This window comes from Microbacterium sp. H1-D42 (genome assembly GCF_022637555.1).
Classification (GTDB): domain Bacteria; phylum Actinomycetota; class Actinomycetes; order Actinomycetales; family Microbacteriaceae; genus Microbacterium.
Genome location: NZ_CP093342.1, coordinates 2,899,572 through 2,912,733 on the forward strand (window position 1 = coordinate 2,899,572; position 13,162 = coordinate 2,912,733).

Below are 13,162 nucleotides of genomic sequence, written 5' to 3' on the forward strand. Positions count from 1 at the left end.
CAGACCACGCCCGGGGCAGACCACGCCGGGCGTCAGACCGCGCCCAGGTCGATGCCCTTCGCGGCCGGCTCGACGTAGTCGACTTCACGCCAGACGTCGCCGACACGTTCGAAGCTCGTCACGCTCGACAGCGCGCAGCGGCGGGTGCGCGGATCGTGACGCAGCTGCAGACCCGCGACCGACAGGTGGGTGATCCAGATCGGCGCCTGATGCGACACGAACACGACATCGCCGGCATCCGTCTCGTGCCATGCCTCGTTCATCGCCGCCAGCATCCGCTCGGCGATCGAGACGTACGGCTCCCCCCAACTCGGCACCGACGGACGCCGCAGGTGCCGCCAGTTCCAGGGGTTGCGCAGGGCGCGCGACATGCGCTGGCCCTCGAAGATATTGGCCGGCTCGATGATGCGCTCATCGAGCGCGGGCGTCAGGCCGAAGATCTCGGCGAACGGCGCCGCGGACTCCTGCGTGCGCTCGAGCGGCGAGCAGCGCAGTTCACCGAGCGGGCGGTCCTGAGACGCCACGTACTCGGCCGCCGCCAGCGCCATCTGCCGGCCAGCCTCGCTGAGGTGATATTCGGGGAGGCGTCCGTAGAGCACACGCGCGGGGTTGTCGACCTCGCCGTGGCGCACCAGATGCAGTCGGGATGCCGTCATGACGACCTCAGGCGCGCTGGTAGCGGGCGCTGCCGAAACCGAGGATGAAGAACCCGATCACCGAGAACATCCACAGCAGGAAGAACGAGAACGCTCCGCCCTTGCCGAATCGGTCGCCGAGCTTGAACGCCACGACGATGCCGAAGATCCAGCCGACGATCGGGATCAGGTACAGCAGCGAGAACCATCCGGACATGCCGGCCACTTTCACGAGGAAGATGACGTTCACGATCGGGATCAGCGCGAGGATGCCCGGATATCCCGCCTTGCTGAAGACCTTCCACAGTGCGACGGCGTAGAGCACGTAGAACACCAGCGCGACCACTCCTCCCACACCCGAGAAGATCAGCTCGTACATGCGGTTGACGGCGTCAGTGGCGTTCTCAGTCAGGGCGACGTGCATGAGTGTGAGTGTAGTCGGCCGTGTCCACTGCGCCGATGATGGCACGCAGGGCGTTCATGTGCCGCTCCAGCGCACGACGCCCCTTCACCGTCGAGGTCACCCAGGTGCGCGGCCGAGCGCCGGCGTACCCCTTGGTGACCTTCACGTAGCCGAGGTTCTCGAGGTGAGCGATCCCCTTCGACACCACGGAGTCGTCGGCTTCGATCAGGTCACGCAGAGTCGCGAAGTCGAGCTCCTGGTCCTCCGCTAGTGCGGCGAGCAGCGAGAGGCGCACCGGCGTCATCAGCGCCGGGTCGAGGTCATGCCTGGGGTGCGCCATCGCCGTGTCCGGGAAGGAAGGCGGCGCCGACGAGGGGCATCGCGGCGAGCGCCGCCGCGACGCCTGCCATCAGGAGTGTGGCCGCGACACCGGCGACCATGAGGACGGCGAAGAGGAACATCACCCCGGCCGCGACGCCGAACGCCGTCCACTGCGCCCACGCCCATTCGTAGCCGACGTGATGCAGACTCCAGGTGGTGCCGCGCGCGGCGAGGACGATGATGGCACCGAGGAGCACGAGCATCGTGATCGCCCACATCAGCACGGGCACGAGCACGCTCAGACACAGCGCACCGAATCCGACTCCGAGCAGCAGTGTGATGACCCGGACGCCGCGGGACAGTGGCCCTGGTTCGAGCCTCACGCGCGAGCCACTTCCCCCTCGCGCGATGAGCATCAGCGGGCGGGCCCCGAACACGGCGAATGTGGCCGCGGCGTAGACGAGCGACAGCCACCACGGATAGCCGACGCGCAGTCCCCACAGCAGCACAGCGAGGAGCGCCGCCGCAAAGACGCCGATCGCCCACCACTGCCCTCCGAGAATCCGCGACCGGCGCCTGTGGCGCTCGCCGGCACCGCTGATCAGCGCCGAAGAGATGATCATCGGGGGCAGCACCATCGCCATGGTGTTCCCTCCCAGCACAGCACGACCGCCGTCGATCGATCCCGTATAGACGAAGATCCCGACGTATGCCGCGAACATCACCGAGTACAGCAACTGCAGCACGGCATCACCGCGGGGCTCCTGGGCCACGCGCGCCCGCACCCGCTCGACCGCGCGCACGGCGTCGACAGCATCCGCCCTGGGCAGTCCAGAATCACTTTCCATCTGGAAACTATATGCCGCACGGCAAGTAGGTACAACCCGCATGCCCCCCCCAGCAGCGCGGTTCGCACCGCCACGTAGACTGGGCAGGTTCCATTTCCCGATCAGGAGGAAGTTCCGTGCTTCGCACACACACGGCAGGCTCATTGCGAGCCGAGCACATCGGTCAGACCGTCACCCTCACGGGTTGGGTCGATCGTCGCCGCGATCACGGAGGCGTCGCGTTCATCGATCTTCGGGATGCGTCGGGAATCACCCAGGTCGTCATCCGCGACGAAGAGGTGGCGCACCCGCTGCGCAGCGAATTCGTGCTGCAGGTGACCGGCGAGGTCTCGCGTCGCCCCGCCGGCAACGAGAACCCGAACCTCCCCACCGGAGAGATCGAGCTCATCGCATCCGACGTCGTCGTGCTCAACGAGTCGGCGCCCCTGCCGTTCCAGGTCTCGAGCGGTCTCGCCGAGACCGACCCGATCGGCGAGGAGGTGCGCCTCAAGCACCGCTACCTCGACCTGCGTCGCCCCGCCCCTGCCGCCGCGATGCGCCTGCGCTCGAACGTCTACAAGGCGATCCGCGATGAGCTGCACAAGCGCGAGTTCGTCGAGGTCGAGACCCCGACACTGACCCGCTCCACCCCTGAGGGCGCGCGTGACTTCCTGGTGCCTGCGCGCCTGCACCCCGGCAGCTGGTACGCACTGCCGCAGTCGCCGCAGCTGTTCAAGCAGCTGCTGATGGTGGGTGGCCTGGAGAAGTACTACCAGATCGCGCGCTGCTACCGCGATGAGGACTTCCGCGCCGACCGCCAGCCCGAGTTCACGCAGCTCGACATCGAGATGAGCTTCGTCGACCAGGAGGACGTCATCGAGATGATGGAGTCGCTCATCGTCGCGATGTGGAAGACCATCGACGTCGACGTGCAGACCCCGCTGCCGCGGATGACCTACGCCGATGCGATGGCCAAGTACGGCTCGGACAAGCCTGACCTGCGCTTCGGGCTCGAGCTCGTCGAGGCCACCGACTACTTCAGCGAGACCCCGTTCCGCGTGTTCCAGTCGGAGTACGTCGGCGCGGTGCTGATGCCCGGCGGCGCCTCACAGCCCCGCAAGGTGCTCGACGCCTGGCAGGACTGGGCCAAGCAGCGCGGCGCTCGCGGTCTTGCGTACGTCCTGTTCAACGAGGACGGCACGCTCGGCGGTCCCGTCGCGAAGAACCTGTCCGAGGCTGAGCAGGCGGGTCTCGCCGAGCTCGTCGGCGCGAAGGCTGGCGACTGCGCGTTCTTCGCCGCCGGGTCCGCGAAGGACTCGCGCGCTCTGCTCGGCGCCGCACGCGTCGAGATCGGTCGCCGTCTCGGCCTGCTCGACCCGAACGTCTTCGCGTTCACCTGGGTCGTCGACGCACCGATGTTCGAATCGGCGTCGGATGCTGTCGCATCGGGTGACGTCGCCGTCGGCGCCGGCGCCTGGACGGCCGTGCACCACGCGTTCACCGGCCCGAAGCCGGAGTTCGCCGACACGTTCGACACGGATCCTGCTTCGGCTCTCGCCTACGCGTACGACATCGTCTGCAACGGCTCTGAGCTCGGCGGCGGCTCGATCCGCATCCACCGCGAAGACGTCCAGAAGCGCGTGTTCAAGGTGATGGGCATCAGCGAGGAGGAGGCTGACGAGAAGTTCGGCTTCCTGCTGGAGGCGTTCAAGTTCGGTGCTCCCCCGCACGGCGGGATCGCGCTGGGCATGGACCGCGTCATGCAGCACCTGACCAAGACGGAATCGATCCGCGAGGTCATCGCGTTCCCGAAGTCGGGCAACGGCTTCGACCCGCTGACCGAGGCGCCCGGCACCATCACGCCAGAGCAGCGTGCCGAGGCCGGCGTCGACTTCATGCCAGAGGACGAGACCGAGGAGGCTCCGGCCGGAGCCTGACGCCGACGCGCAGCATCCGCTTCACCGAGACCCCCAGTCGCCGCGCTGGGGGTCTCGGCGTCTGCGGGCGAGCTGAGAGACTGAGCGGCTGAGAGACTGAGAGACTGAGGGCATGCTGGCATCCCTACCCGTTCCCCACCCGTTCGACTCGCGGGCCGGGCGCGCAGTGCTGCGTCGCGCGGAAGTGGCTGACACCGATGCGATCATCGGGCTGCTCGCAGACGATCCGATCAGCGCAGCGCGGGGCGATCAGGCGGTCGAGGCCGATCGGCCGGCCTATGCCGCCGCGCTCGGCGAGATCCTCGACGACCCGTCCAATGACCTCGTCGTCATCGAGCTCGACGGCACCGTCGTCGGCACCCTGCAGCTCACGCTCATCCCCGGGATGGCCCGACGCGGCGCCAAGCGCCTGCTCATCGAGGCGGTGCGGGTGCGCAGCGATCTGCGCTCATCGGGCATCGGATCGGCATCGATGCGCTGGGTCTCAGAAGATGCCGCGCCCGCACTCGGTGCCGCATTGATCCAGCTCACCTCGGACGCCGCCCGCACCGACGCTCACCGCTTCTACGAGCGCCTCGGCTACACCGGATCGCACATCGGGTTCAAGTACGCCGTTCCGCGCTGAGACGGAGGTAGTCCGAGCCGCACTCGCGACGACATCGGTGGCGTCACTTCATCGCGCCGGCGACCATTCCCTTGATGAAGTTGCGCTGCAGGAACAGGTAGGCGAGCAGCACAGGCACGACCGACAGCAGGGACGCCGCCGCTGCCGCGCCCGGATTGCTGCCCTGCGAGGCGAAGAAGTTCGCCACTGCGGGGGCGATCGTGCGCGTCGCGGGCTCGCGCAGGAAGTACGTGCTCAGCGCGAACTCGTTCCAGATCGCGACACCGGCGAGGATGGCGACCGTCGCCGTGACGGGCTTGAGCATCGGGAACACGACGCGGAAGAGCACCTGCAGCGAGTTCGCGCCGTCGACGGTCGCTGCCTCTTCGATCGAGATCGGCAGGCTGCGCATGAACGCGGTGTACAGGAACACCGCCAGCGGCAGGTTGCCCGTCACCATCACCAGGATGATCCCCCAGTGCGTGTTCAGCCCGCCGATGCCCTTCATCAGCGTGTACAGCGGCACCAGCACTGACAGCGGCGGGATCATGATCAGCGCGATGATCCCCGCATAGACCAGCTGGTTCCCGCGGGTGATGCGACGGGCCAGCGGGTACGCGGTGAGTGCGCCGAGCACGCACACCAGCACCGTCGAGATCACCGTCACGATCGCGCTGTTGCCGATCGCGGTGAGGATCTGCCCCTGCTCGAGAGCCGTGGCGAAGTTCTGCCAGTAGATGTCGCTTGGGAGAGTCCAGGGCGAGGACAGATCCGACTTCGGCTTGGCCGCCGTGGTGATGCCGAAGTAGAAGGGCAGCAGCTGCAGCAGCGCGACGAAGCCCAGCGCGATGTAGATCAGCACCCGTGAGGGCGTCGAGGCGTCCTTCACTGCTCCACCCGCTTTCGGTTCAGCAGACTGTTGAGCACGAAAGTGGCGACCGCGATCAGGATGAACAGCACCACACCCATCGACGCGGCGTAGCCGGCGGCCTGACTGGAGAAGTAGGTCTCGCCGATCAGCGTCGACACCGAGTGGGTCGAACTGCCAGGGCCTCCCCCGGTGAGCACTTGGATCACGTCGAACAGCTTCAGTCCGCCGATGAGGTTCAGCACGATGCTCGTCGCGAAGGCCGGCTGCAGCAGGGGCACGGTGATGCTGCGGAACCGCTGCCACCACCCTGCTCCGTCGAGCTGCGCCGCCTCGTAGTACTCGGTGGGAACGGCCTGGAGCCCTGCGAGATAGATGACCATCGAGATGCCGACGAACTGCAGCGAGTTCACCGCAACGATCACAGTGACGCCCACGGACGCATCCGCGAGCCACGCCACCTTGTCGGCACCCCACAGGGCCCGCAGGTCGTTGAGCGCCCCGTTGTTGTACCGGAAGATCAGGTAGTACATCGTGCCGAGCACGACGGGCGAGACCATCACCGGAAGGTAGATGATCGCGCGCATCAGCGATGCCCCTCGAACGATCCGATCGAGCACCACGGCGAGCCCGAGTCCCAGGATCTGCTGGATGATCGTGCTGCCGACGCCGTAGATGAACGTGTTCAGCAGCGCGGTTCGGAACACCTCGTCGCTGAGCAGCCGTGCGTAGTTGTCGAACCCGACGAAAGCCCTGCTCGGGCTGTAGCCGTTCCAGTTCGTCAGCGACAGGCCCATGCCGCTGATCAGCGGATAGATCGAGAACACCGCGAACAGCAGCAGCGCAGGCGCATACAGCCAGTTGAGCCTGCGAGGGAAGAGGGTGTGTGCTCGAGGGCGCCCCGACTGCACTACTTCTGCCCGTACAGCGTGCCGAAATCAGCCTTCGTCTGCGACACCGCGGAGTCCACCGTGGTCTGCCCTGTGATGATTCCGCTTGTCGTCGTGATCAGCGTGTTCCACATGCCGTTCGGCAGGTACGCACGGTCGAAGTACGGAACCATCCGCACATCTCCCGGGGTGAAGAACTGGGCGTAGCTGTCGGAGAGATCGCCCAGATCGACATCAACCCCGGTGAGCCCGGCCGGATTGCCGTCGTCGCCGGCGAACTTGCCGATGTTGTCCGGCTGGGCGAGGAAATCGAGGAAGTCGAGCGCCTGCTCCTCGTTCTTGCTGTCCTTCCACACGCCGAGCGCGACGCCCTCGCCGCCGATCAGGTACTCCGGATCGCCGTTGACGGCCGGCACCGGGATGAATCCGAGCTGGGCGTCGGGCACGAACTCCTGAGCGCTGAGGACGAGGTTGTTCTGGATCATCACGAACGCTGTGGTTCCCTGACCGAGCGCAGTGGCGATGTCATCACTGGTGGCAGCAGAGAAGTCAGGGTTGAAGTAGCCCGCCTTGGTCCACTCCTCGATCTTGTCGAACATCGCCGTGAAGCCGCTGTCCACGAAGGTGCCGTCGGCGAGCTCGTCGGACTCCTCGTCGTTGAATGAACCTGAGCCCAGCCAGTCGGCGATGTCGCCGGCGAACCAGTTGTCCTTGCCCGAGCTCGAGATGGGAACGATGTCGGCGGCCTTCGCCTTCGCGAGGGCGTCGTCGAAGGCGTCGATGGTGCCGAGCGAGGCCGGGTCGACGCCGAGATCCTTCAGCACCGTCTTGTTGTAGAGGATGCCGGCGACGTCGGTTGTCAGCGGCAGCGCGAAGAACTCGCCGTCGTCGTTCTTCATCGTCGTGTCGAGCACGGGGTTGAGCTTGTCGGCCCAGGGCTGATCCTGCAGCGGCTCGAGGAACTCGCTGTAGCGCAGCAGCGACCAGCCGTGCGTGGCCCAGATGTCGGGCAGATCCCCCGAAGCCATCCGCACCTTCATGTCGCCCTCGTAGTCCTTGCCCATCGGCGCGACATCGATCTTGACGTTCGGGTTGTCGGCCTCATAGGCCTTCGCCAGCGCGCTGAGGGACTCGAACCGTGGCGAGTCCGCGGCCATCGCGGACTGCAACTCGAGAGTCACGTCCCCGCCGCCATCACCGGAACTCGAACATCCGCTCAACGCGATTGCTGCGACGATGACGCCGGCCACCCCGACCATCATCTTCCTGCCCTGCGACATCATTGTCCCTCCTCGATCGGCTGACGATAGCGCTGCCCCTGCGCACGCTCCGGAGTCTACGCGGGGAGACTCGCGCCGGATAGCCCCGTGACGCGCGAGTCCGATTCCGCATCACATGCCGAGCGCAGGCACGATGTTCTCGTTCCACACGTCGACTCCGAGCTTGCCGATCAGCGCCACCACGACGATCAGGAACACCACGCGGATGAACTTCGTGCCGTTCGAGATCGCCATGCGCGAGCCAAGGTAGCTGCCCGCCATGTTGGCGAGGGCGAGAATGCCGCCGAGCAGCCACAGCACGGCGCCGTGCGGAATGAACAGCAGCAGTGCGCCGAGATTGGTGGCGAGGTTGACGATCTTCGCCTTTGCGCTCGCCTGCAGGAAGTCGTAGCCGAGCAGACTCACCAGGGTGATCACGAGGAACGTGCCGGTGCCAGGGCCGATCAGCCCGTCGTAGAAGCCGATCATCAGTCCGGCCGCACCCGCGGCGATGTGGTGCTTATGCCCGTGGAAGCGCAACATCGTCGTCGCGCCCATCTGGGGCCGGAAGGCCGTGAACAGCGCGACGGCAAGCAGCGCGATGACGATGATCGGCTTGAACGCGGATGCCGGAAGCACGATGGCCACGGCGGCTCCGCCGAACGATCCGAGCAGCGCGATCAGTGCCATCGGAATAGCTGTGCGCAGATCGGGCTTCGCGCGACGGTAGAAGGTCGCAGCGCTGGTGCTCGTGCCGAACACCCCTGCCAGCTTGTTGGTCGCCAGCGCCTGCACGGGGCTGATGCCGGGGATCAGCAGCAGCGCCGGCAGCTGCAGCAGGCCGCCACCGCCCACGACGGCATCCACCCAGCCGGCTCCGAATGCGGCGATGACCACGAGCGCGAGCACGCCCCACGTGAGCTGTTCCAGGCCGAGAAGCGCTCCGATTTCCATCACCTCTCAGGATGCCAGATCCGCTAACGTGAGCGCAGGAGCGAAGATGCTCCGCACCCGCGAGAGACGAGGTGCCCTTTATGGCAGGCAAATTCGAGCTTTACACAGACAAGGACGGCGACTGGCGCTTCCGGCTGAAGGCAGGCAACGGCGAGGTCATCGCGACCGGTCAGGGCTACGCCTCGAAGTCGAGCGCTCTGAACGGGATCGACTCCGTTCGCCGCAACGCCGCCGACGCAGAAGTCGTCGAGACCGAAGGTTGAGAACAGCGGAGGGCGGGATGCTGTCGCATCCCGCCCTCCGGCATGTTCACAGCACGCGTGAGAGGAAGTCCTGCGTCCTCGGATGCTGAGGATTCCCGAGCACCTCGCGCGGGTCGCCCTGTTCGAGGATGTGGCCGCCGTCCATGAAGATCAGGCGATCGCCGACTTCGCGGGCGAAGCCCATCTCATGCGTGACGACGAGCATGGTCATGCCCTCTTCTGCGAGTGAGCGCATCACCTGCAGCACCTCGCCGACGAGCTCGGGGTCGAGCGCCGAGGTGGGCTCGTCGAACAGCATCATGTCGGGGCGCATGCACAGCGCACGCGCAATGGCCACACGCTGCTGCTGTCCACCGGAGAGGTGACTGGGGTAGGCATCCGCCTTCTCAGCCAGCCCCACCCGCTCGAGCATCTCCTTCGCGATCTGCTCGGCCTCTGCTTTCGAGCGCTTCTTGACCCGGCGCTGCGCGAGCGTGAGGTTGCCCAGCACGTTCAGGTGCGGGAACAGATTGAAGCTCTGGAACACCATCCCGATGCGCGTGCGCACCCGATCGATATCGGTGTCCTCGTCGGTGATGTCGATGCCCTCGATGAGGATCTTGCCGCCGGTCGGATCCTCGAGCAGGTTCACCGAGCGCAAGAGCGTCGACTTGCCAGACCCCGACGGGCCGATGATGCACACCACCTCACCCGCCGTGACGGTCAGGTCGATGCCCTTGAGCACCTCGTTGTCGCCGAAGGACTTCACGAGGCCCTGCACGTCGATCGCCGGGGCGCTGATGTCGATCATGTCGGTTGTCATCGCTGCCTCGCCATCCTTCGCTCCAGCCACGCGACGTAGCGCGTCAGCGGGATCGTCACCACCAGGTACAGCAGCGCCGCCATCACGAACGGCGTCGAGTTCGCGAACTGAGAAATGCCGTCGCGGGCGAAGGTGGTGAGCTCCTTCGTGAACAGGGTCGATCCCGCGATGAACATCAGGGACGTGTCCTTCAACAGCAGCACGAACTCGTTGGTCATCGGCGGGATGATGATGCGGAAGCCCTGCGGCAGCACCACCCAGAACATCGTCTTCATCGGAGACATGCCCAGCGACCGGGATGCCTCGCTCTGCCCCTTGGGCACCGCCTGGATGCCGGCGCGGATCGTCTCGGCCATGTACGCCGACGAGACGCAGATCAGACCGATCAGACCGGCGCCGACCGAGCCGCCGGGAAACTGCACCTGCAGCGCGATCGGCAGCATGAAGGCGAACGCGAAGATCGTCATCAGGGCCGGCAGTCCTCGGAACAGCTCGATCCAGACCGTGGCGATCCACCGGAACGGCCCGACGCTTGACAGCTTCATCAGCGCGAGCACGATGCCGAGCAGAAGGCCACCGACGAAGGCGACCAGCGTGAACACGATGGTGTTCTTCAGGCCGATCGTGATGATGCCTGGCAGCATCTTCATCGCGATCTCGGGGTTCGCGAACTGCTGCTGCACCGCCGACCAGTCGGTCGCGAGCAGCATCCAGATCAGCAGCCCGCCGAGGACTACATAGACGGTGCCCTGATAGAGCCGGCTCCGTGTTCGCTTGCGCAGCGCCATTGCCGCCTCCGGATTACTTCGCGCTGAAGTACGAGTCGTAGATGGTGTCGTACTCGCCGCTGTCGCGCAGCTCGCCGAGAGCCTCGTTCACAGCCTCGCGCAGTTCGGTCTTCTTGTCCTTGGCGAACGCGAAGCCGTACTGCTCGTCGGTGTTGTACTCCTCGACGATCTGGTACGTCGAATCAGCCTTCTCGTGCTCGATGTTCACCGGCTGGTCCTGCAGGATCGCGTCGATCTGCTTGGCCTGGATCGCCGGCCACAGCTCACCGTCGGAGGGGAACTGCACGAGCTCAGCACCCTTGGCGTTCTCCTTGGCGTAGTTCTCGCCGGTCGTGCCCTGCTGCACGCCGACCTTCTTGCCGTCGAGATCGTTGATGCTCTTGATGCCGGAATCCGTGCGCACCAGCAGCGACTGCAGCGAGTCGTAGTAGGGGTCGGCGAAGTCGATGTTCGCCTTGCGCTCATCGGTGATCGTCATCGCGGATGCACCGAGGTCGCACGTGCCGGCAGCCAGAGTCGCGCCGGACTGCAGGGCGTCGAAACCGGTGTCGATCACCGCGAGCTTCAGATCGAGCTTCTTGGAGATGGCGTCGAGCAGGTCGATGTCGAAGCCGGTGTAGCCGGTGCCGTTGTCACCGCCCTCGAACTCGAACGGCGCGTAGGGGATGTCGGAGCACACGGTCAGCGTGCCCGCGGTGACCAGACCGTAGTCCGGGCCGGAGGGCGCGGTGTCGCCACCGGCGCCGGCATCGTTGCTGGCGCAGCCGGTGAGGGCGAGAACGGCGGTGGCCGCAATGGCAGCACCGAAGAGAAGAGGACGGCGGTTCATGGCCACTCCTTCGTGACAGGGGGCTTGCGCCCACAGACGGGTAGGTCTCATCTTGTCACGCGGTGCGCGGCATCGACGCACGAGGAGCGGACTCGGTATCACATTTGCGTTGCGAACCCGCACATGTTCCGAAGCGACCGGTCAGACCTCGAAATCGACAGCGACGCGCGAAACCACGACGGACTTGATGTAGCCGCCGACTTCCTGGTGCGCTGGATGCACCTGATAGGCCGCCAGGTCGTCGAGCGAGTCCACGTCGGCGACCAGAGTGACATGCCAGTTCACGTCGGGATGAGCGATGTTGGCTCCGGCCGACACCGCGCGCAGCTCTGGGATCACGCCCATCAGCGCGTTCAGCCGGCGGGCGACCTCTGCGGCCTGCTCACCCCGCACAGCAGCATCCGATTCGGCCAGCTTCCAGCTCACAACGTGACGAATGCTCATGCGAGCTTCTCCTTCAGCGCAACGCGCAATCGGTCGGGCGAGACGCGCCAGTGCGCGTGCAGCTCGCCATCGATCAGGACTACGGGGATCTTCTCCCACCACTTCTCGAACAGAGTCGGATCTTCGGCGATGGACTGCTCGACGATCTCGAGGCGGTCGGCCTCTGCATCCGACAGTTCGGCGACGACGGCGTCGACGACATCGTGAGCGACGTCGCAGAGGTGGCAGTCGGGCTTGCCGATCAGGGTCAGTGTGGTCGATCCCATGGGGTTCTCCTGCGGCCGAACACAAAGCGCCCGTCCGAGGACAGGCGCTTGGTGTCGTGCCGCTTACTTCTTGTTGCGGCGCTGGTGGCGAGTCTTGCGAAGCAGTTTGCGGTGCTTCTTCTTCGCCATGCGCTTGCGGCGCTTCTTGATGACTGAACCCACGGAAACCTCACTAAGTCAGGGGTTGGATGCCCGGAAGGCGGCACCCGGGTACGGGCATGGATAAAAATGCCTCGGATGATTCTAGCAAACGGAAAGCGCGCGCCCGCACCTTCACTCGTCCACGCGGTCTGTGACCATGAACCGCCACACCAGAGCATGCCCGAGCGCGACCAGCACGATCAGCAGCAGCGCCTCCACCTGGATCCCCTTCAGACCCAGCGGCTCGGCAAGCTGAGGGGCGGCCCCGATGACGGCGATCGCCGCGTACACGACGGTTATGCCGATCTGGGTCCACAGGACCGATGCGGTGGCGCCGTCGCGACGACCGAGCGAGACGAGTCGCAGCATCGACAGTCCGCCGACGATCGCGATGACGACGAACGACATCCGCCAGAGCAGAGGGCTTTCGGTGCCGCCGACCTGCGCGAACAGCCCCATCAGAGCCGGCAGCAGGAACGACAGGTAGATGCCGCCGATCGTGCGTCGCATCGGCGGATCGGAAGTCCAGTCCTTGCGTGCGCGGACGACGTTCCACCAGAGCCCCGTGAGCGTGAAGCAGGTGGTGGAGAAGAGTGCGTAGAACGTGCCGACGTCCACGATCTCGTCCCGGTCGATCAGCCTGCGTCGGCGATCGGCTTGTTCATCACGTCAGCGACAGCGGACTCGGGCACGCGATAGCTGCGCCCGAAGCGAATGGCCGGCAGCTCCCCAGCATGCACGAGTCGGTACACGGTCATCTTGGACACGCGCATCAGCTCGGCGACCTCGGCCACCGTCAGGAATCGAACATCTTGAACCTCGGGCATCCCACGTACCCCTTTCTGCTGAACCACAGCATATGGGTTGGGTGCGACGCGTGTAAACAGGCGTGACGTGTGTGATTGCTGTGATCAGCTTGTGCGGATGCTGA

Annotated in this window: 19 protein-coding genes; 3 read left to right on the top strand and 16 right to left on the bottom strand. The window is 65.7% G+C overall.

Going from position 1 to position 13,162, the window contains the following annotated elements; all coding sequences use genetic code 11:
• Positions 1 to 32 precede the first annotated feature (32 nt).
• Genes MNR00_RS13770 through MNR00_RS13785 form a run of 4 tightly spaced genes read right to left on the bottom strand, consistent with a single transcriptional unit; the run spans position 33 to position 2,207 of the window.
• Positions 33 to 656 (bottom strand): histidine phosphatase family protein, encoded by a 624-nt coding sequence (locus MNR00_RS13770; RefSeq protein WP_241926485.1) that lies wholly within the window; start codon positions 654 to 656, stop codon positions 33 to 35.
• Between the two features lie 7 nt (positions 657 to 663).
• Positions 664 to 1,059, bottom strand: coding sequence for a DUF5684 domain-containing protein (locus MNR00_RS13775; protein ID WP_241926486.1), 396 nt, complete (start codon positions 1,057 to 1,059; stop codon positions 664 to 666).
• Positions 1,040 to 1,378, bottom strand: coding sequence for a transcriptional regulator (locus MNR00_RS13780; protein ID WP_241926487.1), 339 nt, complete (start codon positions 1,376 to 1,378; stop codon positions 1,040 to 1,042). The genes MNR00_RS13775 and MNR00_RS13780 overlap by 20 nt, the downstream gene beginning before the upstream one ends.
• Entirely contained in the window at positions 1,359 to 2,207 is an 849-nt protein-coding gene (locus tag MNR00_RS13785; protein ID WP_241926488.1) for a hypothetical protein, read from the bottom strand. The genes MNR00_RS13780 and MNR00_RS13785 overlap by 20 nt, the downstream gene beginning before the upstream one ends.
• Before the next feature lie 116 nt (positions 2,208 to 2,323).
• On the opposite strand from MNR00_RS13785, the gene aspS reads away from it, so the two are divergent.
• Together aspS and MNR00_RS13795 are read left to right on the top strand one after the other, a co-directional pair.
• Positions 2,324 to 4,123 carry an aspartate--tRNA ligase gene (gene aspS, locus MNR00_RS13790; protein ID WP_241926489.1) on the top strand — a complete coding sequence of 600 codons (1,800 nt, stop codon included), beginning with the start codon at positions 2,324 to 2,326 and terminating at the stop codon, positions 4,121 to 4,123.
• 112 nt (positions 4,124 to 4,235) lie between these two features.
• Positions 4,236 to 4,748 carry a GNAT family N-acetyltransferase gene (locus MNR00_RS13795; protein ID WP_241926490.1) on the top strand — a complete coding sequence of 171 codons (513 nt, stop codon included), beginning with the start codon at positions 4,236 to 4,238 and terminating at the stop codon, positions 4,746 to 4,748.
• Between the two features lie 43 nt (positions 4,749 to 4,791).
• Here the strand turns inward: MNR00_RS13795 and MNR00_RS13800 are convergent, their stop codons facing one another.
• From MNR00_RS13800 to MNR00_RS13815, 4 genes are all read right to left on the bottom strand, one after another.
• The gene (locus tag MNR00_RS13800) at positions 4,792 to 5,616 is read right to left on the bottom strand and encodes a carbohydrate ABC transporter permease (protein ID WP_241926491.1); all 825 of its coding nucleotides are present in this window, start codon (positions 5,614 to 5,616) and stop codon (positions 4,792 to 4,794) included.
• A complete protein-coding gene (locus MNR00_RS13805) occupies positions 5,613 to 6,506 on the bottom strand; it encodes a sugar ABC transporter permease (RefSeq protein WP_241926492.1) in 894 nt (297 codons plus the stop codon). Before MNR00_RS13805 ends, MNR00_RS13800 begins: the two co-directional genes overlap by 4 nt.
• Positions 6,506 to 7,765 (bottom strand): ABC transporter substrate-binding protein, encoded by a 1,260-nt coding sequence (locus MNR00_RS13810; RefSeq protein WP_241926493.1) that lies wholly within the window; start codon positions 7,763 to 7,765, stop codon positions 6,506 to 6,508. The genes MNR00_RS13805 and MNR00_RS13810 overlap by 1 nt, the downstream gene beginning before the upstream one ends.
• 111 nt (positions 7,766 to 7,876) lie before the next feature.
• On the bottom strand, positions 7,877 to 8,698 hold the full coding sequence (locus MNR00_RS13815; RefSeq protein ID WP_241926494.1) for a TSUP family transporter: 822 nt from the start codon (positions 8,696 to 8,698) through the stop codon (positions 7,877 to 7,879).
• An 80-nt stretch (positions 8,699 to 8,778) separates the two neighbouring features.
• Here MNR00_RS13815 and MNR00_RS13820 point away from each other — a divergent pair, with 80 nt between their 5' ends.
• Positions 8,779 to 8,961: a YegP family protein gene (locus MNR00_RS13820; protein ID WP_241926495.1), complete on the top strand. Its 183-nt coding sequence runs from the start codon at positions 8,779 to 8,781 to the stop codon at positions 8,959 to 8,961.
• Between the two features lie 46 nt (positions 8,962 to 9,007).
• On the opposite strand, the gene MNR00_RS13825 is transcribed toward MNR00_RS13820, so the two are convergent.
• The 8 genes from MNR00_RS13825 to MNR00_RS13860 form a co-directional block, all read right to left on the bottom strand.
• Positions 9,008 to 9,763 (bottom strand): amino acid ABC transporter ATP-binding protein, encoded by a 756-nt coding sequence (locus tag MNR00_RS13825; RefSeq protein ID WP_241926496.1) that lies wholly within the window; start codon positions 9,761 to 9,763, stop codon positions 9,008 to 9,010.
• Positions 9,760 to 10,551 carry an amino acid ABC transporter permease gene (locus MNR00_RS13830; RefSeq protein WP_241926497.1) on the bottom strand — a complete coding sequence of 264 codons (792 nt, stop codon included), beginning with the start codon at positions 10,549 to 10,551 and terminating at the stop codon, positions 9,760 to 9,762. The genes MNR00_RS13825 and MNR00_RS13830 overlap by 4 nt, the downstream gene beginning before the upstream one ends.
• A 13-nt stretch (positions 10,552 to 10,564) precedes the next feature.
• On the bottom strand, positions 10,565 to 11,380 hold the full coding sequence (locus tag MNR00_RS13835) for a transporter substrate-binding domain-containing protein (RefSeq protein WP_241926498.1): 816 nt from the start codon (positions 11,378 to 11,380) through the stop codon (positions 10,565 to 10,567).
• Positions 11,381 to 11,521: 141 nt separating this feature from the next.
• Positions 11,522 to 11,824, bottom strand: coding sequence for a Dabb family protein (locus tag MNR00_RS13840; protein ID WP_241926499.1), 303 nt, complete (start codon positions 11,822 to 11,824; stop codon positions 11,522 to 11,524).
• The gene (locus MNR00_RS13845) at positions 11,821 to 12,090 is read right to left on the bottom strand and encodes a glutaredoxin family protein (protein WP_241926500.1); all 270 of its coding nucleotides are present in this window, start codon (positions 12,088 to 12,090) and stop codon (positions 11,821 to 11,823) included. The genes MNR00_RS13840 and MNR00_RS13845 overlap by 4 nt, the downstream gene beginning before the upstream one ends.
• A gap of 63 nt (positions 12,091 to 12,153) precedes the next feature.
• Positions 12,154 to 12,252, bottom strand: a complete 99-nt coding sequence (locus tag MNR00_RS13850; RefSeq protein ID WP_003792170.1) for an AURKAIP1/COX24 domain-containing protein — start codon at positions 12,250 to 12,252, stop codon at positions 12,154 to 12,156.
• Positions 12,253 to 12,363: 111 nt separating this feature from the next.
• Positions 12,364 to 12,849: a hypothetical protein gene (locus tag MNR00_RS13855; protein WP_241926501.1), complete on the bottom strand. Its 486-nt coding sequence runs from the start codon at positions 12,847 to 12,849 to the stop codon at positions 12,364 to 12,366.
• A 17-nt stretch (positions 12,850 to 12,866) separates the two neighbouring features.
• Positions 12,867 to 13,058 (bottom strand): helix-turn-helix domain-containing protein, encoded by a 192-nt coding sequence (locus MNR00_RS13860; protein ID WP_241926502.1) that lies wholly within the window; start codon positions 13,056 to 13,058, stop codon positions 12,867 to 12,869.
• Between the last annotated feature and the right edge of the window lie 104 nt (positions 13,059 to 13,162).

What these genes read in the sequence shown, in the direction of transcription:
- MNR00_RS13770 (WP_241926485.1), bottom strand. Translation starts at nt 656, where the DNA reads ATGACGGCATCCCGACTGCATCTGGTGCGCCACGGCGAGGTCGACAAC.
- MNR00_RS13820 (WP_241926495.1), top strand. Translation starts at nt 8,779, where the DNA reads ATGGCAGGCAAATTCGAGCTTTACACAGACAAGGACGGCGACTGGCGC.
- MNR00_RS13860 (WP_241926502.1), bottom strand. Translation starts at nt 13,058, where the DNA reads ATGCCCGAGGTTCAAGATGTTCGATTCCTGACGGTGGCCGAGGTCGCC.
- MNR00_RS13795 (WP_241926490.1), top strand. Translation starts at nt 4,236, where the DNA reads ATGCTGGCATCCCTACCCGTTCCCCACCCGTTCGACTCGCGGGCCGGG.
- MNR00_RS13830 (WP_241926497.1), bottom strand. Translation starts at nt 10,551, where the DNA reads ATGGCGCTGCGCAAGCGAACACGGAGCCGGCTCTATCAGGGCACCGTC.
- MNR00_RS13815 (WP_241926494.1), bottom strand. Translation starts at nt 8,698, where the DNA reads ATGGAAATCGGAGCGCTTCTCGGCCTGGAACAGCTCACGTGGGGCGTG.
- MNR00_RS13810 (WP_241926493.1), bottom strand. Translation starts at nt 7,765, where the DNA reads ATGTCGCAGGGCAGGAAGATGATGGTCGGGGTGGCCGGCGTCATCGTC.
- MNR00_RS13835 (WP_241926498.1), bottom strand. Translation starts at nt 11,380, where the DNA reads ATGAACCGCCGTCCTCTTCTCTTCGGTGCTGCCATTGCGGCCACCGCC.
- MNR00_RS13775 (WP_241926486.1), bottom strand. Translation starts at nt 1,059, where the DNA reads ATGCACGTCGCCCTGACTGAGAACGCCACTGACGCCGTCAACCGCATG.
- MNR00_RS13840 (WP_241926499.1), bottom strand. Translation starts at nt 11,824, where the DNA reads ATGAGCATTCGTCACGTTGTGAGCTGGAAGCTGGCCGAATCGGATGCT.
- MNR00_RS13785 (WP_241926488.1), bottom strand. Translation starts at nt 2,207, where the DNA reads ATGGAAAGTGATTCTGGACTGCCCAGGGCGGATGCTGTCGACGCCGTG.
- MNR00_RS13825 (WP_241926496.1), bottom strand. Translation starts at nt 9,763, where the DNA reads ATGACAACCGACATGATCGACATCAGCGCCCCGGCGATCGACGTGCAG.
- MNR00_RS13780 (WP_241926487.1), bottom strand. Translation starts at nt 1,378, where the DNA reads ATGGCGCACCCCAGGCATGACCTCGACCCGGCGCTGATGACGCCGGTG.
- MNR00_RS13845 (WP_241926500.1), bottom strand. Translation starts at nt 12,090, where the DNA reads ATGGGATCGACCACACTGACCCTGATCGGCAAGCCCGACTGCCACCTC.